The sequence below is a fragment of the Flexivirga sp. YIM B11880 genome (genome assembly GCF_058148645.1).
The window spans coordinates 18,115-40,736 of the sequence record NZ_JBMAMH010000011.1 but is presented as its reverse complement, the minus strand read 5'-3'; the positions used below and the strand labels follow the sequence as shown (position 1 = coordinate 40,736).

Sequence of the window (22,622 nt, the reverse complement as noted above, 5' to 3'; positions counted from 1 at the left end):
GAATCCATGTGTCCACGACACGCCGACGAGCTGGAGGAGTTCGTCGCCGCGCGCACGCAGGACCTGCACCACGACGCCTATCTGCTGACCGCATCGCAGGACGACGCGGAGCAGCTGGTTGCCCTCGTCCTCGCGGAACTGTCCCGCGAGCGCATCGACCTCAGCCACGCAGCGTTCGCCGCCCGGCAGCGTATGGCGCGCGCCGCCGCGCGGGCGGACGTCCGCGCACCCGACACCGATCGCGTGCCGTCGCGCTTCCGGCCGCTCGCCGCCCTCACCTCACGCCAGCGCGCCATCCTGCTGCTGGAGGCGCTCGATGGCCACGACCTGCACTCCGCCGCGCGTGCGCTGCAGCTGTCACCACGCCAGGTCGAGGAGTCGTATGCCGCCATACCCGGTGAACTGACCGACGCCGACCCGGCCGACCTGCGCCGGCTGCTGGACGACTTCGGCGATCTCGCCGAATCCCCTGACTCTGCAACGACACTGGCTGAGATGCACTCGGTGCCGCCACCGCCGCGCCGCCCCTGGTGGTCGTATGCCGCCGCAGCGCTGGTGGTCGCCCTCACGATGTCGTCCGTGTGGGTCACGCAGACCTGGCACGACGACTGGCTCCGCACTGCCGCCGGCCTCAACCACACCCACGGCACCCACTACCCGGCCTACACACAGGGCTACAAGTTGGTTGACATCAGCGACGTCGCCCCGGGACCGGCGGGATCCCTCAACCTCGGTCCCCACGACGCTGTCGTGGTCGAGTGCGCCGCTGGACAGGCGAACCAGGCCATGGTGGGTCGGCTGTTCAGCCCGGTCATCGGCGATTCGCCGGCCATGTGTTCAGCTCCAAGAGCACGACAGCTGCTGAATCCAGCAGGTGGCGAAACCAGTCTGGCCATCGATGATTTCAGTCGCCATAGCTGGCCCGTCGCTATATACCGACACCTCACCTGGGCTGAATATCCCGTTGCCACCAACGACTTCGTCGTCGAACACGACATCAGTCTCGCGAGTCAACGCCAGATCACGGACTCGGGGCAGACAATCCAGCCACTGCGGCGCGGAAAGGTGCTCACTCTGCACGGCACCGCGGATCACCCTAACGGCACGTTCACCGGAACCCTCGTCACACCTGTCGCCGGTCCGCACAGCATGCCAGTGTTCACCGGTGTGCTCTCGCCGACGACGACGGGCCAGTTCGGACTGGTGGTAGGCAGCGAACCACCCATGACGAAGTGCGGCGCGCCCGGCCCGATCTTCTACACGAGGAGTGGTGACGCTCGAACGTGCTCTCTGGTCGACAACTACGTCCCGCAGGTGATCTACAACGGGTGGGGCGTATTCCAGGCGCTGGGCCAGACGACGGCGGTCCGCTTCACGGTGAAACACGCGCGCGGGCCGTGGACCCTGCAGCTGAGCTACGACATCTATCGAACCAACGACCAAGGCGAGATGATTTCGCCGTAACGCCCCATTGGCCCTCGAGCTACCGCTTGGACACCAGTCAGTCCTTCTCAGCATCCGGGCCGAGGAACTTCTCAACCCATTGGACTGCTTGAGAAGCCCGGTCTCGCTCGGCCGCGGCGGTGATCAGCAGAGCACCAAGCGACGCTCGACCGACTGGCCCTCCGCGAGCTCTTCGTCATTCTCGAATCGCGGGTGCAGGGCACCGGCCAGTGCCAGCGCCTCCCCAATGCTTGCTGCAAGTTCTTCCATGGTGTCGCCCGTGCCGAAGCATCCGGGCTCCTCTACGACCTGCCCCCACAGCAAGCCGCCTTCGTCGTGGATCTCAACGGTGTACGCGTGCTCCTGCACGGCTTTACCGTCCTTCCCTGGGTATGCCCGCTTGCTTGAGTATCGCATTTGGTAGATCGGCAGGAATCCCGTCGCTTGTTGTCGGGCAGCGTAATAGGTCCGTGACCAGGCTTCGTCATTTTGACCTGATGCTTGCCGCCGGCTTCATGCGTCCACCCGTGCTGTTCGAGCAGCTTGATCGCCGACGTCTGATTCATCGTCTTGCTCATGCAGCCCTCCCACCCCAATTCATGGTGGGAAGGTATCGCTCAGCACCGACAGTCGGCTTGCTCGGCCGTTCAGTCCTTGTCGGCTCCCGGACCGAGGAACTTCTCAAACCCCTTGGGCAGCTTGAGGTTCGAGAAGTCCTGCTCCTCCTCCTGCTGCCCGAAGGCGCTGCCCATCGCCTTGTCCCGCGCAGCCGTGGCCTTCTGCGCGGCGGCTTGCTCCTGCTGGGCGCGCTTGGCCGGGTTGCCGCTCTTGCCCTTCTTCTTCGGCTGTTGCTTGCCGCGTTTGGCGCCTCCGCCACCCATGCCCGGCATACCGGGCATCCCCGGCATACCGCCGCCACGGCGCATCTGCCGCATCATCTTCTGCGCCTGGCCGAACCGCTCGAGCAGCTGATTGACCTCGGACACCGTCACACCGGAGCCGCCGGCGATGCGGGCCCGCCGGGAGCCGTTGATCTGCTTCGGGTGCGTGCGCTCGAACGGCGTCATCGAGCGGACCATCGCCTCGACCCGGTCGAACTCCTTCTCGTCGAGGGCGTTCAGCTGGTCCTTCAGCCCCGCCATACCGGGCAGCATGCCCATCAGGGCCTTGATGTTGCCCATCTTCTTGATGGCCGACATCTGCTGCAGGAAGTCGTCGAAGGTGAAGTCCTCCTCGTCCATGAACTTGCGCGCCATCGCGGCGGCCTGGTCACGGTCGAACGCCTTCTCGGCCTGCTCGATCAGGGTGAGCACGTCACCCATGTCGAGGATGCGCGACGCCATCCGGTCGGGGTGGAAGACCTCGATGTCCTTGGTCTGCTCGCCGATCGAGGAGAACATGATCGGCCGACCGGTCACCGAGGCGACCGACAGCGCCGCACCACCACGGGCGTCACCGTCCAGCTTGGAGAGCACGACGCCGGTGAAGTCGACACCCTGCTGGAAGGCGAGCGCCGTCTCGATGGCCGCCTGACCGATCATCGCGTCGATGACGAACAGCACCTCGTCCGGCTGGATCGCCTCGCGGATGTCGGCGGCCTGCTTCATCAGCGCCTCGTCGACCGCCAGGCGGCCTGCGGTGTCCACGATCACCACGTCGTACTGCCGCACCTTCGCCTGGCCGACACCGGCCTGCGCGACCCAGACCGGGTCGCCGTACGACTGGGTGCCCTCGCCGGTGGCGGCGTCGTGGCCGCCGATATTGCCCCGCTCCGGTGCGAAGCACGGCACACCGGCCCGCTCCGCGACGACCTCCAGCTGGGTGACCGCGTTGGGCCGCTGCAGGTCGGCCGCGACCAGCACCGGGAAATGCCCCCTGTCGCGCAGGTGGCGCGCCAGCTTGCCGGCGAACGTCGTCTTACCCGAACCCTGCAGGCCCGCCAGCATGATCACCGTCGGCGGTCGCTTGGCGAACTGCAGCTCGCGTGTCGTGCCACCGAGGACGTGGATCAACTCGTCGTTGACGATCTTCACGACCTGCTGGCCCGGGTTGAGCGCCTGGCTCACCTCGGCGCCGAGCGCCCGCTCGCGCACGTGGCCGGTGAACTCGCGCACCACAGGGGTCGCGACGTCGGCATCGATCAGCGCGAGGCGGATGTCGCGAATCGTCGAGTTGATATCGGACTCGGTGAGACGGCCCTTGCCCCGGAGGTTCTTGAAGGTCGTCGTCAGGCGGTCGGACAGGCTGTTGAACACGCAAGCTAGGTTAACTTGCCTGCTGGCCGTCCCCGTCACACGCGTCGATGAGCGCCGCGATGATCCGCGCCACGTCCGGCGGCGCGGGGACGGGTGTCACGTAGAAGGTGTCGAGCGACTGGCCGGCATACGTGGCGACGTGGCCAGAGCGTATGGCGAGGCCGTGGGCCGCGAACGCCTCCCCCAGATCACCCAGCAGTCCCGGCCGGTCGGCGGTGCGCACCTCCAGCACGAGCGCGTCGTCCGACGCCTCCGGCACGACCGTCGCCCGCGACGGCGGACCGCCCGGTGTCCGTTCGGCCGGTCGGGTGATCCGGCGGCGGGTGATGCCGCCCGGCTCCTGCAGGCTTCGGACCAGCTGCTCGGACGCCGGCAGGTCCGCCAGTGGCGCCTCCACCTGCCAGGTGTTGTGCGCGATCCCGTCGGTCGTGCGGACCCGCGCGGAGCGCACCGTCATACCCACCGACGCGAGGAGGGCGGCGCTGGCCGCGAAGAGGCCGGGCCGGTCACGGTCGGCGATCTCGATCGTGGCGCCGGACAGGGTCGGCCGCACGAGCACGTATGGCGCCCCGGCCGCCACCCGCTCCCGCACGACCGGGTCGAGCACGTCGTCCTCGACCGGCCGCACCGGCCGACAGTCGCCCAGCGCGGCTCGCCCGTGCTCCACCAGGGACCGGACCAGGCCGGCGCGCCAGGACGTCCAGGCCTTCGGCCCCGCGCCGATCGCGTCCGCCTCGGTGAGCGCGGCGAGCAGTTCGAGCACATCCGGAAGTTCCTCGACGGCCGCGACCAGCGCCGCGGTCGTGCGCGGGTCCTCCGGGTCGCGCCGGGTCGCGAGGTCGACGACGGTGAGGTGCTCGCGCACCAGCAACTCGAGCACCTCGACGTCCTCGGCGGCGAACCCCATGCGGCGGGCGATGTTCGCCGCGACCGGAGCGCCCTCGACGGAGTGGTCGTGGACGCCGGCGATCTTGCCGATGTCGTGCAACAGGGCGGCGACGAGCAGCAGGTCCGGCCGGCGCACCCGATCGCGCAGCGCCGCGGCCTGCACCACGGTCTCGATCAGGTGCCGGTCGACGGTGTGCCGGTGCACCGGGTTGCGCTGTGGCCGGCCGCGCACCGCTGCCCATTCGGGCAGCCAGCCGCCGATCACCCCGGCCAGGTCGAGCGTCTCCCACACGCGCGCCAGCCCCGGGCCGCTCGCCAGCAGGTCGACGAACGCATCGCGGATCTCGCCCGGCCAGGGAGTAGGCACACCCGGCACCTCGGCCGTCAGATTGCGCAGCGTGCTGGGTCCGACCGGCACGCCCCGGGATGCCGCCGCGGTGGCCGCGCGCAGCAGCACCAGCGGCCCGCGCCGGTCCATCTCGCGGCTGCCGAGCACCACCTCCCCGTCGTGCAGGTAGAGCCCGTGCCCGAGCGGACGCAGCACCGGCCGGCGCGGGCCGGTGCGCAGCGTCCGCGCGCGTTGCGACTGACCCGCGCGTCGCACGGTGTCGTCCAGCGCGTGCGAGATGACGCGCCCCGCCTGCACCACGGACGTGAGCAGCGCGTCGGCGTCCGGCTCCCCCAGCAGCGCGGCCACCGCGTCCTGGTCCTGCCGGGCGAGCCGGTCCCGGCCGCGACCGGTCACGACGTGCAACGCGTCGCGGACGTCCAGCAGCCGGTCGTATGCCGCATCCACCGCCCCGTGCGGCCGGTCGGCCAGCCACGCCGCCGCCAGCGACCGCAGCACCGACATGTCGCGCAATCCCCCGGCCGCCTCCTTGAGGTCGGGCTCGAGATCGTTCGCCAGCCCACCGTGCCGCTCGTGCCGGACCCGCAACGACTCGACCAGCTCAGGCAGCCGCTTGCGGGCATTCGCCCGCCAATCGTGCGCGATGCTCTGCCGGACCTGCGCCACCAGTAGCTGGTCACCGGCGACCGGCTCGATGTCGAGCAACCCGACGGCCGCCGCCAGGTCGCCCGACGCCACCGAGCGGCACTCCTTCGGTGTCCGCAGACTGTGGTCGAGGCGAATACCTTCGTCCCACAGCGGATACCAGAGCGCATCAGCGAGGGCGTTCAGCTCGTCGCGGCCGAGCGCACGGCCGTCGTGCACCAGCACCAGGTCGTAGTCCGACAGCGGACCGCCGTCCCCGCGGGCCACGCTGCCGACGACGGCGAGCGCGACACCGTGCGACGGCACCGGCACGCCCGCCGTCGCGTCGTCCCACAACGTCCGCAGGAACTCCCGGTTGTGTGCCGCGAGCCGTTCCCGCCGCCGCAGCCCTTCGCCGGGCCGCGCGAACTCCCGCGTCCCGGCCAGATCCAGCCGCTTCCGGTCGGTTGTCAAGGGCTACAGGGCACCGTCGCCGTGCTCGCCGGTGCGCACCCGGACGATGTCGTCGATCGGCGTCACCCACACCTTGCCGTCGCCGATCCGCCCGGTCTGGGCGGTCTTGACGATCACATCCACGACGGTGCCGGCGTCGATGTCCTCGACGACCGCCTCCAGCCGGATCTTCGGCACGAAGTCGACGGTGTACTCGGCGCCCCGGTAGACCTCACTGTGGCCCCGCTGGCGGCCGTAGCCGCTGACCTCGCTCACCGTCATACCGGTGATGCCGTAGGCCTCGAGCGCTTCCTTCACCTCGTCCAGCTTGAACGGCTTGATGATGGCGGTGACGAGTTTCATGCGTCCACTTCCTCCTTGTGCGGGTGCCGGGCCGGTCGCCCGGGGTGATGTCCGATCCGGCTGGCGGAGAACACGCTGCCGAAGTCGTATGCCGTCTCCGCGTGCTCGGCCTGGTCGATTCCCACGGCCTCATCCTCGTCGCTCACGCGCCAGCCGAGAGTGACCTTCAACGCCACCCCGATGATGCCGGTCGTCGCGCCGGCGAAGAGCAGGGTGATGATCGCGATCACGAATTGCACGACCAGCTGGCGCCATTCGCCATACACCAGCCCAGTGCCGCGCGCGAAGACGCCGAGCGCGAGCGTGCCCCACAGACCGGAGACCAGGTGCACGCCGACGACGTCGAGCGAGTCGTCGAAACCCAGCGTGAACTTCAGCCCGATGGCGTATGCCGAGAGGACTCCCGCCACCAGGCCGATCGCGATCGCGCCCAGCGGTGTCACGTTGCCGCACGCCGGCGTGATCGCGACCAGGCCGGTGACGATGCCCGACGCCGCACCGATCGAGGTCGGGTGCCCGTCGCGCAGCTTCTCCAGCACCAGCCAGCCGATCATCGCCGCACAGCCGGCGACGGTCGTGTTGACCCAGACCAGCGCCGCGGTCGCGTTCGCTCCCAGCGCCGAGCCGGCGTTGAAGCCGTACCAGCCGAACCACAGGATCCCCGATCCGAGCATCACCAGCGGCACATTGTGCGGCCGCATCGGCTGGCTGCCGAAACCCACCCGCTTGCCGATGATCACCGCGACGACGAGGGCCGCCATACCGGCGTTGATCTCCACGACGGTGCCACCGGCGAAGTCGATCGGCACCACCTTCGCCACCCCGTGCACGGTGCCGAAGAGCTTCGCCGCGATGCCGTTCGCCGAGCCGGACAGCAACCCGCCGCCCCAGACCATGTGCGCCATCGGGAAGTACACCAACGTCACCCACAGCCCGGAGAACGCGAGCCAGGTCGAGAACTTCGCCCGGTCGGCGATCGCCCCGCTGATCAGCGCGACCGTGATGGCGGCGAAGGTGAACTGGAAGCCGACGAACACCAGCGTCGGGATGCCGCCGGCATGCAGCACCGCCGCGCCCGGCTGGCCGGGCAGCAGCCCGGACAACCCGAAGAACTGCAGCGGGCTCGCGACGATCCCGCCCAGTTCGTGGCTGCCGAAGGACATCGAGTAGCCCCAGAGCACGTAGATGATCCCGGTGACCGCCAACGCGCCGAACGACATCATGATCATGTTCAGCACGCCGCGGGACCTGCCCAACCCGCCGTAGAACAGCGCGAGTCCGGGGATCGTCATGAAGAGCACCAGCGACGCGGAGATCAGCATCCACGCGGTGTTGCCGGTGTCGAGCGTGATCGGCGACGCGGCGGCCGGCAACCCGGAGGCGAGGAAGGACATGCGAGAAAGACTCGCAACGCTTGGTTTCCGGGACGTGCGCCGGCACGTTACATCCGTGTTGCCATTTCCTGGGAGCGCTCACAGGATCTCCGCCTCGTCCTTGCCGCCGCCACCGCCGCCGATGTCGGCGCGTCGGGCCGGTCGCTCCGGCCGGTGCCAGATCCGGCTGCTGCCGAAGAGGTTGCCCAGTTCGTATGCCGTCTCGGCGTGTTCGCTCTGGTCGACACCGACCGTCTCCTCGTCCTCCGGTACCCGGAAGTCCATCAGCTTGTGCAGCACGAGACCGATGGCGTAGGTGACGACGAAGGAGAAGAGGAGCACGAAGAACGCCGCCGCCGCCTGGACGCCCAGTTGGAGGAAGCCCCCGCCATACAGCAGACCTTGCTGGGTGCCGCTCCCGTTGGGGCTGCCCTTGCTGGCCAGCAGCCCGATCAGCAGCGTGCCGACCAGGCCACCCACGAGGTGCACGCCGACCACGTCGAGGCTGTCGTCGAAACCCAGCTTGAACTTCAGACCGACCGCCAGGGCGCAGATGCCTCCCGCAAGGAGACCGACGACCAGCGCACCGATCGGGGTGACCGTCGCACACGCCGGCGTGATGGCCACGAGGCCGGCGACCACACCGGACGCGGCGCCGAGCGAGGTGAAGTGGCCGTCCCGGAGCCGTTCGACGAGCAGCCAGCCGAGCATCGCGGCGGCAGTCGCGCCCAACGTGTTGACCCACACCCCGGCCGCGAGGGAGCCTGCTGCCAAAGCGGATCCGGCGTTGAAGCCGAACCAGCCGAACCACAGGATGCCGGCGCCGATCATGACGAGGGTGAGATTGTGCGGCCGCATCGGCTCGCGGCCGAAGCCGATTCGCTTGCCGAGCACCAGCGCGAGCGCCAGCCCGGCCGCGCCGGCGTTGATGTGGATGGCGGTGCCGCCCGCGAAGTCGTAGGCGCCGTGCCCGTGCAGGAAGAAGCCGCCGTTGGCGATCCAGCCGCCGGCGTTCGCGGCGAACCCGTTGAACGCGAAAACCCAGTGCGCAGCGGGGAAATAGACGAGCGTCGCCCAGACGACGGTGAACACCGTCCAGGTGCTGAACTTCGCCCGGTCGGCGATCGCGCCGCTGATCAGCGCGACCGCGATGATCGCGAACACCACCTGGAACGCGACGAACGCCGGACCCGGAATCGTCCCGTAGGTCGCGGTGAGGACACCGTGCAGGCCGAAGTGGTCGAACGGGTCGCCGATCCAGCCGCCCGTGCTGTCGGCCCCGAACGCCTCGGAGTAACCCCACAGCAACCACACGACGCCGACGGTCGCCATGCTGATGAAGCTCATCATCATCATGTTGAGCACGCTCTTGGCGCGGACCATCCCGCCGTAGAACAGCGCGAGGCCAGGGGTCATGAAGAGCACGAGAGCGGCGGAGGCGAGCACCCATGCGGTGTCGCCCGAGTTCGGCGTGGCGGCCGCTGCGGCCAGTGAAGTCGGCGTCATGTCCAAAGACCTTGGCAACGCAGCGTTTCCACCGAGCACGTCTTCGGGTTACATCCGTGTTGCCGCTCACCGTCCCGCGTTAACAACGCATTTCGTCTTGGGCAGCCAGTCCGACGCATAATGGCCGGTATGACGGTGCTCGACACGGTGCGGCACAAGGCCGCCGTGCAGCTGCGCCAGCGAGTGGCGGGCGAGGACGCCCGGCGGCGCGCCGACAACATCTGGGGCAAGGCCGGCGAGCGCTGGTTCGGCCCGGACGACCCGATCTGGCGGGTGCACCTGGACGCGGCGATGTTCGTCGGCGGCATCCGGGCGTTGTTGTTGCAGGCGCTGCACCCGCTGGCGATGGCCGGCGTCGAGCAGCATTCGAGCTACCGCGAGGACCCCTGGGGGCGCCTGCAGCTGACCAGCAACTTCATCTCCACGACGACGTTCGGCACGATCCCGGACGCCGAGCGGTTGCTGGCGCGGGTGCGCGGCATCCACCGGCGGGTGCACGGAACGTTCGACGGTGTCCCCTACCGCGCGGACGACCCGCATCTGCTGGCGTGGGTGCACGCGGCCGAGGTCGACAGCTTCCTCACCTGTTTCCGGGCGTTCGGTGCCGGCAGCCTCACCGACGCCGAGGCCGACACCTACGTCGCGCAGATCGGGTCGGTGTCGATGCGGCTCGGTTTCGACGACGCGCCCTCCTCGGTCGCGCAGCTGCAGGAGACGCTGGCGTCATACCGGCCGGAGCTGCGCGGCACCCGCGCCGCACGGTCCGCACTGCACTTCATCGCCTGGAAGCCACCGCTCGCGCTCGCCGGCCGGCCCGCCTATCTCAGCCTGGTCGCGGGCGCCGTGGGCACGCTCCCGTCATACGCCCGGGAGATGCTCGGGGTGCGCACCCCGCCCGGTGGCGCCGCGGCGCTGCGCGCGCTGGGCAAGGGCGGTGCCGCAGGTGTGCGCTGGCTGCTCTCCGACCCGCAGATCCAGGCCGACCGCCGCGTCAACCAGGCGGCCGACGCTGCCCAACGCGACTGACCGTCAGTCCAACACTGCGTCGACGAACGCCTTCGGGTCGAACGGCGCCAGGTCGTCCGCGCCCTCGCCGAGTCCGACCAGCTTGACCGGTACGCCGAGTTCCCGCTGCACCAGCACCACGATGCCGCCCTTGGCGGTGCCGTCTAGCTTGGTGAGCACGACGCCGGTGACGTCAACCGCCTCGGCGAAGATCTCGGCTTGCCGCATGCCGTTCTGGCCGGTGGTCGCGTCGAGGACCAGGAGGCACTCGTCGATCGGACTGCGCTTCTCGATGACCCGCTTGACCTTGGCCAGCTCGTCCATCAGGCCGACCTTGTTGTGCAGCCGGCCGGCGGTGTCGACGATCACCACGTCCACCTCACCCTCCTGGCCGGCTCTGACCGCATCGAACGCGACGGCTGCCGGGTCGGCGCCCTCCTTGTCGGAGCGGACGGTCGGCACGCCGACGCGCGCCCCCCATGTCTCCAGCTGGTCGGCGGCCGCGGCGCGGAACGTATCGGCCGCGCCCAGGACCACGTCCTTGTCCTCGGCGACGAGCACCCGGGCCAGCTTGCCGACGGTCGTCGTCTTGCCGGTGCCGTTGACCCCGACGACCATGATGACGGCGGGCCGATCCCCGACGCGGCTGCCGGCGATGCGGCGGTCCATGTCCGGACCGACCTGGGCGAGCAGCTCCTCGTGCAGCCAGCTCTCCAGCGTCTCGGTGTCCGGTGCACCTTCAACCTGCACTCGACGTTTCAGCCCGTCGACGATCTCGGTGGTGGCTTCGACGCCCAGGTCCGCGCCCAGCAGCGTGTCCTCGACGTCCTCCCAGACCGTCTCGTCCAGCTTGTCGCCGGACAGCGCGGTCAGCAGGCCCTTGCCGAGGGCGTTGTTGGAGCTCGCGAGCCGGGACCGCAGGCGGGTCATCCGGCCGCGCGCGGACTCCGGGCGCTCCAGCGTCGGAGCGGCCGGCTCCTCCACCACGGGCTCCTCGACGGCCGGCTCCTCGACCGGTGCCTCCGGCGCGGGCTGCGGTGCCGGTGCGACCGGTGCGCTGCCCTTGCTGGTGTCGATCGTCGCCGTGCCGCCCGGTCGGTAGGTGTTGGCGCCGCGGGTCTTGGCCTCGCGCGCCGGCGGCGGTGGTGCTACCGGCGGCGCGGACTTGCGACCGCCGCCGCGGAGGTAGCCGACGAGCAGCCCCAGGCCGGCGAGGACGACGACCGTGATGATGACGAGAATTTCCCAGAGCGAGTCCACGCCGACATCATGGCAAACGGAGCACCCGGGTGGGAGCGGTGCACCCGCTCTGCTGCGCGTGCAGCCCGCTGAGGCTTCAGCCCGCGGCGCGTTCGTCCTGGTCGGAGCCGGCCGCCGCCTTGCGGCCACGTCGCTCGGTCACCGAACTCACCACGTGCTCGGCACGTTCGGTCAGGAGCTCGCGGCCCTCACGCCGCGCAGGGACGGCGACGAGACCGATGACGGTCCCGGCGAGAGCGACACCGATGACCAGCGCAAGGATCAGCCACACCATGCGGCCATTGTGGGGTGCCTGTCTGTGATTACCAAGGCAAAACCCTTGGTATGGCGGGAAAAGTTGTCCAGCTCACGCTCGTGCGCCCCCATCCGGTCATCCGGGGTCCGGTGCAGCGCTCCTGGGGCCGCCGGATCCGGCGGATCCGCGGCGGCGCGCGGCGCGTCATACCCGCGTCCGGCCGCGCGTCGAGGTGTCCAGTGGGTCGGACCTTCGTTACCCTCGTCCGGACCAATCCGACAAAGAAGGATCAGCTGTGACCAACTACCCGAACGACCCCAACCAGCCGGGCGGCAGCGGCGAGCAGCCGAACGACGGCTCGGGTTACCCGCAGTACGGCAACCCGCAGCAGGGTGGCCCGCAGTACGGCGCGCCGCAGCAGGGCGGGTCCGAGTATGGCGGGTCGCAGTATGGCGCGCAGCCGTACGGATCTCCGCAGTACGGCACACCCCAGCCGGGCAACCCCTACGGCGGACAGCCGCAGCCGGGCGGTCCCTACGGTGCCGCCCCCCAGGAGTACTCGAAGGCGACGCTGATCCTGGTGCTGGGCATTCTCGGGTTCTGCTGCTTCATTCCCGGCGTCGTGGCGGTCGTGATGGGCCGTCGGGGCCTGGACGAGATCGACCGTTCCAATGGGATGCTCACCGGTCGCCAGAAGGTCAAGGTCGGTTACGTCCTCGGCATCATCTTCACGGTGCTGAACATCATCGGCATCATCTACAACTTCTCGAGGCGCTGAGCGCAGCTGCGCCGAAAGAGCCCGTCCCCGCACCGCGGTGACGGGCTCTGCGCTGTGCCGTCAGTTCTGGTAGAGCCACTGCCCCCAGGGCGTCCAGCGGTAGACGGTGAAGATCAGCATCGCAATGCCGAAGACCGTCGTCGCGACGCGTGGTGTGGGCAGCAGGATCGCCCCGGCGTCGCCACGGGCTCGACGGACGAACCAGCGCAAGATCAGCACGATTCCGGCGCAGAGGATGAACACCGCCGCCGCGTTGCTGAGCAGAGCGTCCTCGATCCGGCCGCGGGTCAGATCGTTCATGGCCCGCAACCCGCCGCACAGCGGACACGGGTGTCCGGTGAGGTAGAGGAACGGGCAGTAGGCGTACGAACCCTGAGCATGCGGATCGTGGAACCGCAGCATCGCCATCGCTGCCGCACCACCGCCCATCGTGAGCAGCGGTCCGCGCATCCGGCGCGCGAACGGCACCTGCGGGGCGTTCGCCGGGTGGAGCTGCGTCGTGGTCACCGCACCAGGCTAGGCCACCGCTCGCAGAGCGAAGACCCTCAGCGGAGGTGCGCACCGAGCAGGGTGGTGAACGGCGTGACCTCCGCCGGCACGTCGACCCCGGAGTCCCGGCTGCTCGTCGATGGAGTGAACCCGGCGACCGCGTCGCCGCCGCCGGACACGAGGTGCGCGGCGAGTTCCGCCGCTGCCCGCCCGACCCGACGACTCAGGTCGTGGCCGGCAGCGCCGCCGCCGAAGTCCTCGGTCGCGGCGAACACGCCGGTCGGCACGACGACGGCGTGCAGGTGGCTGAGCAGCGGCCGCAGCGCGTGGTCCAGCACCAGCGAGTGGCGCGGCGTGCCCGCCGTGGCGGCGATGACCACCGGCATCCCGTTCAGCGCGTCGGGGTCGAGCGCGTCGAAGAACATCTTGAAGACGCCGCTGTAGCTGGCGGCGAAGACCGGCGTCACGACGACGAGTCCGTCGGCGGCCGAGACGGCACGCCGCAGGTCGTCGAGACGCGCCGTCGGCATACCGGCCGTTGCCATCATGGTGGCGAGATCCACGGCGTATTCACGCAGTTCATAGGTTCGTATGTCGAGCGCCTCGCCTCGAGCGCTCACTTCGGCGCCGACCGCGCCGGAGAGCTGGTCCGCGAGCAGCCGGGTGCTGCTGGGCTGGCTCAGTCCGGCGGTCAGCACGACGAGCTTGCGCGTCATACCGTCGCCTCCTCCTGCTGCAGACCGGCGGTCGCGCTGATCACCTTGCGGTGCGGCGAGTCGGGGCCTTCGGCGACGAGCGACGCGTGCGTGGGCGGGTCGCTCGGCACGTGGGCGGGTCGGCGGGTCTCGAACTCCTTGCGCAGCACGGGCACGACCTCCGTGCCGAGGATGTCGATCTGCTCCAGCACCACGTCCAGCGGCAGACCGGCGTGGTCGACCAGGAAGAGCTGCCGCTGGTAGTCACCGACGTAGTCGGCGAAGCCGAGCGTCCGCTCGATGACCTGCTCGGGCGTGCCGACGGTCAGCGGCGTGTCGCGGGTGAAGCTCTCCAGCGACGGACCGTGCCCGTAGACCGGCGCGTTGTCGAAGTAGGGCCGGAAGATCCGCTTGGCCTCGGCCCCGGTGTCCGCCATGAAGATCTGGCCGCCGAGGCCGACGATCGCCTGGTCCGCCGAGCCGTGACCGTAGTGCTCGAAGCGCTGCCGGTAGAGCCGCACCATCGCCTGGGTGTGCTCCTTGTTCCAGAAGATGTTGTTGTGGAAGAAGCCGTCGCCGTAGAACGCCGCCTGCTCGGCGATCTCCGGGCTGCGGATCGAGCCGTGCCACACGAACGGCGGCACGTCGTCCAGCGGGGCCGGCGCCAGCGTGTAGCCGTGCAGCGGGGTGCGGAACTCGCCCTCCCAGTCGACCGACTTCTCGCGCCAGAGGCGCCGCAGCAGGTGGTAGTTCTCGACGGCGAGCGGGATGCCCTTGCGGATGTCCTTGCCGAACCACGGATAGACCGGGCCGGTGTTGCCGCGCCCGAGCATCAGGTCCGTGCGGCCGTCCGCCAGGTGCTGCAGGTACGCGTAGTCCTCGGCGAGCCGGACCGGGTCGTTGGTGGTGATCAGCGTCGTGGCGGTGGACAGCTGCAGGTTGGTGGTCTGCGCGGCGATGTGGCTGAGCAGGATCGGCGGGTTGGCCGGCGCGGCGAACGGCGGGTTGTGGTGCTCACCGGTGGCGAACACGTCCAGGCCGACCTCCTCCGCCTTGTGCGCGATCGCGACCATCGACCGGACGCGCTCGGCCTCGGTCGGCGTGCGGCCCGTGGTCGGGTCCGAGGTGACGTCACCGATGGTGAAAACGCCGAACTGCATGTGACTCAACTCCCTGTGTCGAAGTCTCAAATTTTAACTAACTGCTCATCACAACGGGCTTGGACTCGGAGCTATTCCCCCTCGCCGACACTCGAGCCCCACCTCGCCGAGAGGCTCACAAAACGTCGACAGGCTCAGCAATCCAAGCCCCGAAGGTCCGGATTGCTGAGCCTGTCAGTGTCTTTCTGAGCCTCTCGGCGTATGGCGCCGCGGCGCCACACACCGAAAGGCGCAGAAAGACACTGACAGGCTCAGCAATCCAAGCCCCGAATGTCCGGATTACTAAGCCTGTCAGTGTCTTTCTGAGCCTCGCGGCGTAGGGCGCCGCGGCGCCACGGGCGCCGCTACAGGATCAGCCAGAGCAACGAGGTGAGGCCGAGGCCGACCACCGAGATGATCGTCTCCATCACGGACCACGTCTTGATGGTCTGGACGATCGTCAGCCCGAAGTACTCCTTGACCAGCCAGAAGCCCGCATCGTTGACGTGCGAGAAGAAGAGCGAGCCGGCGCCGACCGCGAGCACGACGAGGGCCACGTGCGTGGTCGACAGCCCGGTCGCGAGCGGCGCGACAATGCCCGATGCGGTGACGGTCGCCACGGTGGCCGACCCGGTGGCCACCCGGATGAGAACGGCGATCATCCAGCCCAGCACGAGCGCGGACAGGCTCGCCGCCACAGCGATCTTGCCGATCGCGATGCCGGTGCCGCCGTCGAGCAGCACCTGCTTGAAGCCGCCGCCGGCACCGACGATGAACGTCGCGCTGACGATCGGCTTCAGGCTGTCGCTCAGCTTCTCGGTGAGGGTTTCGAGCGAGAACCCGACCGTCGTGCCGAACGTCACCATCGCCATCAGGACAGCGAGCAGCAGGGCCACGATCGGTTCACCGATGAACTGCAGCAGCGGGTAGATCGCGTTGCCCGGGCTCATCCACACGTCGGACGCCGCGCGGATCAGCATCAGCACGACGGGCAGCAGGATGGTCGCGATCGTCCAGCCGAAGGTGGGCCGCCGGGTGGGGGTGACGCCGTCCGACGTCGCCGCGGCGTCGCGCGACTTCGTCAACGACACGTCACCCTCCGCGTCCTCCTTCACCGTCTCCGACGTGGCTACCAGGTTGCCGCCGGCACCGGCTGCGCCGATCGGCACCATCCGCGCGGCGATGACGGAGAAGAGCGGGCCGGCGATGATCACCGTCGGGATGGCGATGAGCAGACCGATCGCAAGCGTGACGCCGACGTCACCGTGCAGGTTGGCGATCGCGGCGAGCGGTCCGGGGTGCGGCGGGATGAAGCCGTGCAGCACCGACAGACCGGCCAGGGCCGGTATGCCGAGCGTCATGGCGGGTTTCTTGGATCGCTTGATGGCCAGCATCACGACCGGGATCAGCAGCACGAGCCCGATCTCGAAGAACATCGGGATGCCGATGATGAACGCGATCAGCGCCATCCGCCATTGCAGGCCGCCTCCGCGACCGGAGAGGATCTTGTCGACGATCTCGTCGGCTCCGCCCGAGTCGGCGAGCAGCTTGCCGAGCATCGCTCCGAGGACGATCAGCACGCCGACGTTGCCGAGCACGGCACCCACACCTGTTTCGAAGGACTTGGCGACGTTCGCCAGGCCGATGCCTGATCCGACACCGACGAAGAGACAGCCGATCGTCAGCGCGAGAAAGCCGTGCATCCTCAGTTTGATGATGAGCGCCACGATGATCGCGATGCCGATCACCGTGACGACCAGAGCCTGGGTGTCGTGGCCGGCCCACGGCTCGTGGATCTTCTTGATGGTGTCGTCGGCGGCGACCAAGGAAATTGGATGGAGCGCTGTTGTCATCAATCTCTCCGTTCCTCAACGAGTTCGGCTCAGCGTATTGCTCGGCAGAACGCCGTGGCGTTTTCGGTGATGTCGGACCAGCGGGCCTGCTCGACATCGGACGGCGCGACGACCGACGTGCCGGCGGTCACCGCGAGCGCCCCTGCCGCCAGGAAGTCGGCGGCGTTGTGGATGCTCACGCCCCCGGACGGCACGAGCGGCACTCCGGGCAGCGGGCCGTGCAGATCGGAGAGGTATGACGGGCCGACTGCTCGTGCCGGGAAGATCTTGACGACGTCCGCGCCCAGCTCCACCGCGGTGATGACCTCGCTGGGCGTGAGTGCGCCGAGCACGACGGCGGCCCCGGCGCGATGCGCGACGTCGACGATGTCGCTCGCGCGTGGTCCCAGTCCGGGCGTCACGATGAAGCGCGCGCCGGCGTCGACCGCGGCCGTCGCCTGCTCACCGGAGGTCACCGTGCCGGCGCCGACGAGCGTGCCGGTCTGTGCCGCCGACGCGGCGGCGGTGCTGAGCAGGTCGGTGAGACCCGGCGTGGTGAAGGTCAGCTCGAGGACCCGGATGCCGCCGGCCGCGAGCGCAGCCGTGAGCGCGACGACGTCGTCGATTCGTGGTGCCCGCACGATCGACAGGACCCTGTCCTCGGTGAGCACCTCCAGCACTTCGGTTGCGGCCTGGTTCACAGCGGTTTCGTCCCTTCGTCGGTGCGGCGCAGTGCGCGCCCTGGTAGCTCGTCCGTGCGGTCTCCGTCGTCGATGACCGGGGTGCCGTTCACCAAGACCCAGTCGATGCCGGCCGCTTGCTGACGCGGCTGCTCGAAGGTGGCGGTGTCCTGCACCCGGTCGGGGTCGAACAGGACGAGGTCCGCGGCATACCCCTCGCGCACCAGGCCGCGGCGGTCCAGCCGGAGCCGCGCGGCCGGCCGGCCGGTGAGGTGGTGCACGCAGTCGACGAGATCGAGCACGCCGAGCTCACGGACGTAGCGCGCGAGGTAGCGCGGGAAGGTTCCCCAGGCGCGCGGGTGGGGTCGCTCGCCGACCAGGATCGCGTCGGAGCCGCCGCAGTGCGAGCGGTGTCGCATGATTGTCCGGACGTTGTCCTCGTGGCCGACGTGTTGCAGGATCGTCGTGGCGAGCCGGTCCTGTTGGAGTATGTCGAAGAACTCTTCGATCGCGGATCTCCCTGATGCATCAGCGATTTCGGCGATGGTGCGGCCGACCCGATCCGCGAGCGCCGGGTTGCCGACGCCGCTGATTTGGATGGTCCGCCAGTCGGTGACGCAGCCGTGGCAACCGTCGGTGCCGACCTGCTCGATCTCGTAGCCCACTCGGTCACGGACCGCCGGATCCTGCAGTCGCTGCAGCAGCGTGTCCGGGGCGCCGGTGGTGACCCAGCTCGGCAGGATCGCGCTCAGCGTGGTCGAGCCGGGCAGATAGGGATAGGTGTCGAGCGTGATGTCGACCCCGTCCGCGCTCGCCCGGTCGATCAACTGCAGCAACTCCCCTGCCCGGCCCTTGTTGGGTTCGAAGTTCATCGTCGCGTGCGTGAGGTGCAGGGCGCAGCCGGCGGCCCGGCATACCTCCATCATCTCGGCGTAGGCCTCCAGCGCGCCCGCGCCGTAGGACCGGTGGTGCGGGCTGTAGTAGCCGCCGCGCGAGGCGACGACCCGCAGGAGTGCCACGAGCTCCTCGTCGTCGGCGAACATGCCTGGTGGGTAAGTCAATCCGCTGCTCATCCCGACAGCGCCCTCGTCGAGTCCGGCCGCGAGGAGCGCCATCATCTGCTCCAGCTGGTCGGGGGTCGCGCGCACGTCGTCAGGGCCGACGACCATCAGGCGCAGCGTGCCCTGCGGCACCAGATAGGCCGCGTTGCAGGCGATGCCACGGTCCAACCGGTCGAGATAGTCCCGCACGGTGCTCCAGTCATAGGCGAATCCCTCGGGATCGCCGTTCCAGCCCGCGATCTGCCGGCGCAGCGTCGCGCGCGCCGCATCGTCGATGGGCGCGAACGAGAGACCGTCCTGCCCGAGCACCTCCAGCGTCACCCCCTGGCTGACCTTGGCGGTGTGATCGGGCCGGGCCAGGATCTGGATGTCCGAGTGGGCGTGCATGTCGATGAAACCCGGTGCCAGTACTCGCCCTTCGGCCTCCACGACACGACGCGCCCGAGGGACCGCGTCGGTCGCTCGGTGGATCGCCGCGATCCTCCCGTCCTCGACGACGACGTCGGCGTCGTATGCCGGAGCGCCGGAGCCGTCGATGACTCGCGCGCCCCGGATGAGCACGTCGGCAGTCATCGGGTGGTCCTCAGAACCACGTGCGGACCAGGTCGACCACGACCGGGTCGTCCGCGTCCGCGTCGTCGATCACCGGGACCAGCGTCCACTTGTCCATCGCCGTGCACGGGTGCGAGAGGCCGAGCCGCAACTCGTCGCCGATCAGCACCGGAGCGTCGTGCTCCGCGTCGAAGCGCAGGAACCCGTGCTGGTCGTTGAGCGCAGTCACGGTCAGCCCGCTGAGTCGGGTGGGGTGGTCCCCTGCGGCGCGCGGCCGCAACAGCTGCACCTCCGGAAGTCCTTCATCGAAGGGCAGATCCCGCTTGCCGGCGTCGAAGAGCGCAAGCCCCGGCTCGGGTTGCGAGGACACCCGCACCCAGCCGTGCATCGCGGACCGCAGCGCCGGACCGTCGGTCCGCGGATGCTCGCCCAGCGGTGAGATGTCCCGGTAGAAGCCGTCGTCGTGCACGATGTAGGCACCGCTGCGCAGCACCACGCGGGCGCCGGTCTCCACGAGGGGGCGCAGTACCTCGTCGACGATGTCGAAGTAGGCGCTGCCGCCCGCCGTGATCACCGGCGTGATCCCGTCCGGGTAGCGCCCGGCGTCAGCAAGTCGCCGGTGCACCTCCGCGAGGTCACGCAGGTAGCCGGCCACCACATCGTGCGCCTGCTGGTCGGCAGTGTGCGCGAGCGCTCCCTCGTATCCCGCGACCCCCGCCAGCATCAGGTATGGCGAATCCGCAACGACCGCAGCCACATCCAGCGCTGTCTCCACGCTCCGCGCGCCGGTGCGGCCGCCGGCTCCGCCGCGCTCGACCAGCACTCGCAGCTGCGGCCGCTCGCCGGCCTCGCGCGCGTGCTCCTCGAGGGCGGCATGCATCAGCTGCGCCGTGCGGACATCGTCGGCCCAGACGTAGATCTCGGCGTCCGGATGCGCCGCCAGCTCGTCGACCATCCAGCGCAGCGACAACGGGGAGACGATGGCATTGGCCACCATCACCCGCGGCACGCCGAACGCCCGTGCCACGGCGAGCTGCGGCAGGTTGGCCACCGTGATGGCCCATGCGCCGGCGGCCAGCTGCTCCGCCCACAAGCTCGGCGCCATCGTCGTCTTGCCGTGCGGCGCGAGGTCGAATCCCCGCACGGAGCACCAGGATTGGAGCGCGGCCAGGTTGTGGTCGAGCGCGGTCCGGGACAGCGTCAGCAGCGGCGTCGGCAGCTCGGACAGGCGAGGACGGCGCGCCCGGATGTCGGCGACCGTCATACCCCACAGGGCCGGAGGCATCCCCTTGTGTCGCCAGTCGACGCGTTCGTCGGACAAGGCGTCGAGCGCCGCACGATCCATACCTGCGAACCTTTCGATTGCGTAGCACGCAACGGGTATTGCGTAGAATGTTTCTCCTGTGTAGCATCGCTGCCAGCACATCGTCAAGACTTCCACGGAAGGGTGCGCCTCGGTGACGACGAACGACCGCAATCGGGTGCTGTGTCTCGGCGAGGCCATGGTCGTGCTGCGACCGGAGCAGCCCGGCGGCCTCACCCGATCGGCGTTGCTCCGTCGGTCCGTCGGTGGCGCCGAGGCCAACGTCGCCGGCGCGCTCGCCGCCCTCGGCATACCCGCTTGCTGGGTGTCCCGCCTCGGCGACGACCCGTTCGGTGCCTATGTCGCACACGATCTGCAGGAGCGCGGCGTCAGCGTGCTGGCCGAGCACGACGCGGCGCACCCGACCGGTCTCTACCTCAAGGACTCCAGCGCCTCCGGCAGCCGAATGTTCTACTACCGCAGCGGTTCTGCGGCCGCAGCGATGACCGGTGCCCTGCTCGACGAGCCCTCCGTCGCCGCCGTCCTCCAGACCTGCGAGGTCGTGCACACCTCCGGCATCACGGCCGGCATCCTCGCCGCCGGCAGCGATCTGCTGGAGCGCTTGGTGCGGGCACGGGACCAGCACGGCTTCGTGCTCAGCGTCGATCTCAACTGGCGTCCGGTGCTGTGGCGCGGCCGTCGGCCCGGCGCCCTGCACGACCTGCTGCGCGCCGCCGATGTCGTGCTGCTCGGCGAGGACGAGGCGGCCGCGGCGCTCGACGCCAGCTCACCGGAGGCGCTGCGCGAGCTCATCGGCCCCCGCGCGCGGATCGTCGTCAAGTCCGACGCACACATCGCCACCGAGATCGAGCCGGACGGCAGCAGTGTCGCGGTGCCCGCCCTGCGGGTCGAGGTCGTCGAACCCGTCGGTGCCGGAGACGGATTCGCGGCCGGTTACCTCACCGGCCTGCTGTCGGGGTATGACGCCGTACAGCGTCTCCGGCTCGGGCATCTCAGTGCCGCCTGCGTCCTCGCCGAGCCCGGCGACCACGCCCGGCAGCTGCCGGGCCCGGAGGTCCGGCAAGCACTCGTCACCGCCGGCGAGGACGTCTGGCGAGCCACCTCCGTGAGCAGCCGCGGCATCGAGTCGCCCGCACTGCCGGTGCCGGAGCGCTAAGACATGAGCCACAGCCTGGCGCGCGCTCTGCAGCTGCTCGATCGGCTCGCCGAAGGCGACCGCACACTCGACGATCTCGCCCGGTCACTGGACGTGCACAAGACCACGGTGCTCCGGCTGCTGCGCACCCTGGAGAGTGACCGCTTCGTCCGGCGCGACGACAATCACCGCTTCTACCTGGGCTCCCGGTTCTTCGAGCTGGGCACCACGTCCCTCGAGCAGCACGCGATCCGCGACGTCGCCCTGCCGCACCTGGAGCACCTGGGCCGGGTGACCGGCGGCCAGGCGATACATCTGGCGACCTACGAGAACGGCCGCGCCGTCTACATCGGCAAGGTCGAGAGCACCAGTTCCGTGCGCATGTACTCCCGTGTCGGCCTGGTTGCCCCCCTCCATGCGACGGCTGTGGGCAAGGTGCTGGCGTGCGAGCTGTCGGAGCGGCAGCTCGCAATCGCGCTGGAGTCAACGGACTTTCACCGGTTCACCGATCATACGATCACGACGGCGGACGCCTTTCGGGCCGAGCTGGCGAAGGTGCGCGAGCAGGGCTGGGCCGCCGACTCGGCCGAACACGAGGACTTCATCAACTGCATCGGCACGCCGATCCGCGACAGCACCGGCCGGATCATCGCCGCCGGATCGATCTCGGTGCCCGATGTGATCCTGACCCGCGACAAGGTGCACGCGTTGCTCCCGATGTTGCAAGAAACCACCGCGGCCATCGAGGCCGACTGGGCCACTACCAAGGAAAGGACCTGACGTGCCCAAGCAGCAGATCACCACCGACAAGGCGCCCATCCCCGCCGCCCCCTACTCCCAGGGGATCGTCAAGAACAACATCGTGCAGGTCTCCGGGCAGACCGGAGTCGACGCCTCGACCGGGACACTGGCCGACGGCCTCACCGCCCAGACGAACCAGACGTTCGCCAATCTGGACGCCATCCTCACCGCGGGTGGCGCGACCTGGGACGACGTCGTCTCGGTGCGCGTCTACCTGACCGCTCCCGAGGACTTCGCCGAGATGAACGCCGCCTACGAGAAGTTCCTGCGCGACCGGCTCGGTGACGACGCCGTGCTGCCCTGCCGGACCACCACCATGGTCGCGCTGGCCAACCCGGACCTGCTCGTCGAGATCGACGTGATGGCCGTCCTCGGCTGAGTC

The 22,622-nt window shown here is 69.5% G+C and carries 21 protein-coding genes; 6 read left to right on the top strand and 15 right to left on the bottom strand.

The window, feature by feature from the left end; translation table 11 throughout:
- Window positions 1-6: 6 nt before the first annotated feature.
- A complete protein-coding gene (locus tag ACN8HC_RS15165; protein WP_490075673.1) occupies window positions 7-1,464 on the top strand; it encodes a helix-turn-helix transcriptional regulator in 1,458 nt (485 codons plus the stop codon).
- A 123-nt stretch (window positions 1,465-1,587) separates the two neighbouring features.
- On the opposite strand, the gene ACN8HC_RS15160 is transcribed toward ACN8HC_RS15165, so the two are convergent.
- The 6 genes from ACN8HC_RS15160 to ACN8HC_RS15135 form a co-directional block, all read right to left on the bottom strand.
- Complete coding sequence (locus ACN8HC_RS15160; protein ID WP_490075672.1) at window positions 1,588-1,812, bottom strand: type II toxin-antitoxin system HicB family antitoxin; 225 nt, start codon at window positions 1,810-1,812, stop codon at window positions 1,588-1,590.
- A 278-nt stretch (window positions 1,813-2,090) separates the two neighbouring features.
- Entirely contained in the window at window positions 2,091-3,698 is a 1,608-nt protein-coding gene (gene ffh, locus ACN8HC_RS15155) for a signal recognition particle protein (RefSeq protein ID WP_490075671.1), read from the bottom strand.
- Window positions 3,699-3,708: 10 nt separating this feature from the next.
- Window positions 3,709-6,033, bottom strand: coding sequence for a [protein-PII] uridylyltransferase (locus ACN8HC_RS15150; protein ID WP_490075670.1), 2,325 nt, complete (start codon window positions 6,031-6,033; stop codon window positions 3,709-3,711).
- Window positions 6,034-6,036: 3 nt separating this feature from the next.
- Window positions 6,037-6,375 (bottom strand): P-II family nitrogen regulator, encoded by a 339-nt coding sequence (locus tag ACN8HC_RS15145; RefSeq protein WP_490075669.1) that lies wholly within the window; start codon window positions 6,373-6,375, stop codon window positions 6,037-6,039.
- A complete protein-coding gene (locus ACN8HC_RS15140; protein ID WP_490075668.1) occupies window positions 6,372-7,769 on the bottom strand; it encodes an ammonium transporter in 1,398 nt (465 codons plus the stop codon). The genes ACN8HC_RS15145 and ACN8HC_RS15140 overlap by 4 nt, the downstream gene beginning before the upstream one ends.
- Window positions 7,770-7,847: 78 nt before the next feature.
- Window positions 7,848-9,254 (bottom strand): ammonium transporter, encoded by a 1,407-nt coding sequence (locus tag ACN8HC_RS15135; protein ID WP_490075667.1) that lies wholly within the window; start codon window positions 9,252-9,254, stop codon window positions 7,848-7,850.
- A gap of 129 nt (window positions 9,255-9,383) precedes the next feature.
- Here ACN8HC_RS15135 and ACN8HC_RS15130 point away from each other — a divergent pair, with 129 nt between their 5' ends.
- On the top strand, window positions 9,384-10,280 hold the full coding sequence (locus ACN8HC_RS15130) for an oxygenase MpaB family protein (RefSeq protein ID WP_490075666.1): 897 nt from the start codon (window positions 9,384-9,386) through the stop codon (window positions 10,278-10,280).
- A gap of 3 nt (window positions 10,281-10,283) precedes the next feature.
- Here the strand turns inward: ACN8HC_RS15130 and ftsY are convergent, their stop codons facing one another.
- Together ftsY and ACN8HC_RS15120 are read right to left on the bottom strand one after the other, a co-directional pair.
- On the bottom strand, window positions 10,284-11,519 hold the full coding sequence (ftsY, locus tag ACN8HC_RS15125) for a signal recognition particle-docking protein FtsY (protein WP_490075665.1): 1,236 nt from the start codon (window positions 11,517-11,519) through the stop codon (window positions 10,284-10,286).
- Window positions 11,520-11,595: 76 nt separating this feature from the next.
- A complete protein-coding gene (locus ACN8HC_RS15120) occupies window positions 11,596-11,793 on the bottom strand; it encodes a hypothetical protein (RefSeq protein WP_490075664.1) in 198 nt (65 codons plus the stop codon).
- 256 nt (window positions 11,794-12,049) lie between these two features.
- Between ACN8HC_RS15120 and ACN8HC_RS15115 the strand changes: the two genes are divergently transcribed.
- Window positions 12,050-12,532 carry a DUF4190 domain-containing protein gene (locus tag ACN8HC_RS15115; protein WP_490075663.1) on the top strand — a complete coding sequence of 161 codons (483 nt, stop codon included), beginning with the start codon at window positions 12,050-12,052 and terminating at the stop codon, window positions 12,530-12,532.
- A 60-nt stretch (window positions 12,533-12,592) separates the two neighbouring features.
- Here ACN8HC_RS15115 and ACN8HC_RS15110 read toward each other — a convergent pair whose 3' ends face one another.
- The 7 genes from ACN8HC_RS15110 to ACN8HC_RS15080 form a co-directional block, all read right to left on the bottom strand.
- Entirely contained in the window at window positions 12,593-13,039 is a 447-nt protein-coding gene (locus ACN8HC_RS15110; RefSeq protein ID WP_490075662.1) for a DUF2752 domain-containing protein, read from the bottom strand.
- 38 nt (window positions 13,040-13,077) lie between these two features.
- Entirely contained in the window at window positions 13,078-13,737 is a 660-nt protein-coding gene (locus ACN8HC_RS15105) for an FMN reductase (RefSeq protein WP_490075661.1), read from the bottom strand.
- On the bottom strand, window positions 13,734-14,876 hold the full coding sequence (locus ACN8HC_RS15100; protein ID WP_490075660.1) for an LLM class flavin-dependent oxidoreductase: 1,143 nt from the start codon (window positions 14,874-14,876) through the stop codon (window positions 13,734-13,736). Before ACN8HC_RS15100 ends, ACN8HC_RS15105 begins: the two co-directional genes overlap by 4 nt.
- 344 nt (window positions 14,877-15,220) lie before the next feature.
- A complete protein-coding gene (locus tag ACN8HC_RS15095; protein ID WP_490075659.1) occupies window positions 15,221-16,708 on the bottom strand; it encodes a GntT/GntP/DsdX family permease in 1,488 nt (495 codons plus the stop codon).
- Between the two features lie 29 nt (window positions 16,709-16,737).
- Window positions 16,738-17,388, bottom strand: a complete 651-nt coding sequence (locus ACN8HC_RS15090; RefSeq protein WP_490075658.1) for a bifunctional 4-hydroxy-2-oxoglutarate aldolase/2-dehydro-3-deoxy-phosphogluconate aldolase — start codon at window positions 17,386-17,388, stop codon at window positions 16,738-16,740.
- Window positions 17,385-19,001 carry an N-acyl-D-amino-acid deacylase family protein gene (locus ACN8HC_RS15085; RefSeq protein ID WP_490075657.1) on the bottom strand — a complete coding sequence of 539 codons (1,617 nt, stop codon included), beginning with the start codon at window positions 18,999-19,001 and terminating at the stop codon, window positions 17,385-17,387. Before ACN8HC_RS15085 ends, ACN8HC_RS15090 begins: the two co-directional genes overlap by 4 nt.
- Before the next feature lie 10 nt (window positions 19,002-19,011).
- On the bottom strand, window positions 19,012-20,325 hold the full coding sequence (locus ACN8HC_RS15080) for a type III PLP-dependent enzyme domain-containing protein (protein ID WP_490075656.1): 1,314 nt from the start codon (window positions 20,323-20,325) through the stop codon (window positions 19,012-19,014).
- 112 nt (window positions 20,326-20,437) lie between these two features.
- Here ACN8HC_RS15080 and ACN8HC_RS15075 point away from each other — a divergent pair, with 112 nt between their 5' ends.
- The 3 genes from ACN8HC_RS15075 to ACN8HC_RS15065 are packed head-to-tail and all read left to right on the top strand — an operon-like array spanning window position 20,438 to window position 22,619.
- Window positions 20,438-21,460: a sugar kinase gene (locus ACN8HC_RS15075; RefSeq protein WP_490075655.1), complete on the top strand. Its 1,023-nt coding sequence runs from the start codon at window positions 20,438-20,440 to the stop codon at window positions 21,458-21,460.
- Window positions 21,461-21,463: 3 nt separating this feature from the next.
- Window positions 21,464-22,219, top strand: a complete 756-nt coding sequence (locus tag ACN8HC_RS15070; RefSeq protein ID WP_490075654.1) for an IclR family transcriptional regulator — start codon at window positions 21,464-21,466, stop codon at window positions 22,217-22,219.
- Between the two features lies 1 nt (window position 22,220).
- Window positions 22,221-22,619: a RidA family protein gene (locus ACN8HC_RS15065; RefSeq protein ID WP_490075653.1), complete on the top strand. Its 399-nt coding sequence runs from the start codon at window positions 22,221-22,223 to the stop codon at window positions 22,617-22,619.
- Window positions 22,620-22,622 lie beyond the last annotated feature (3 nt).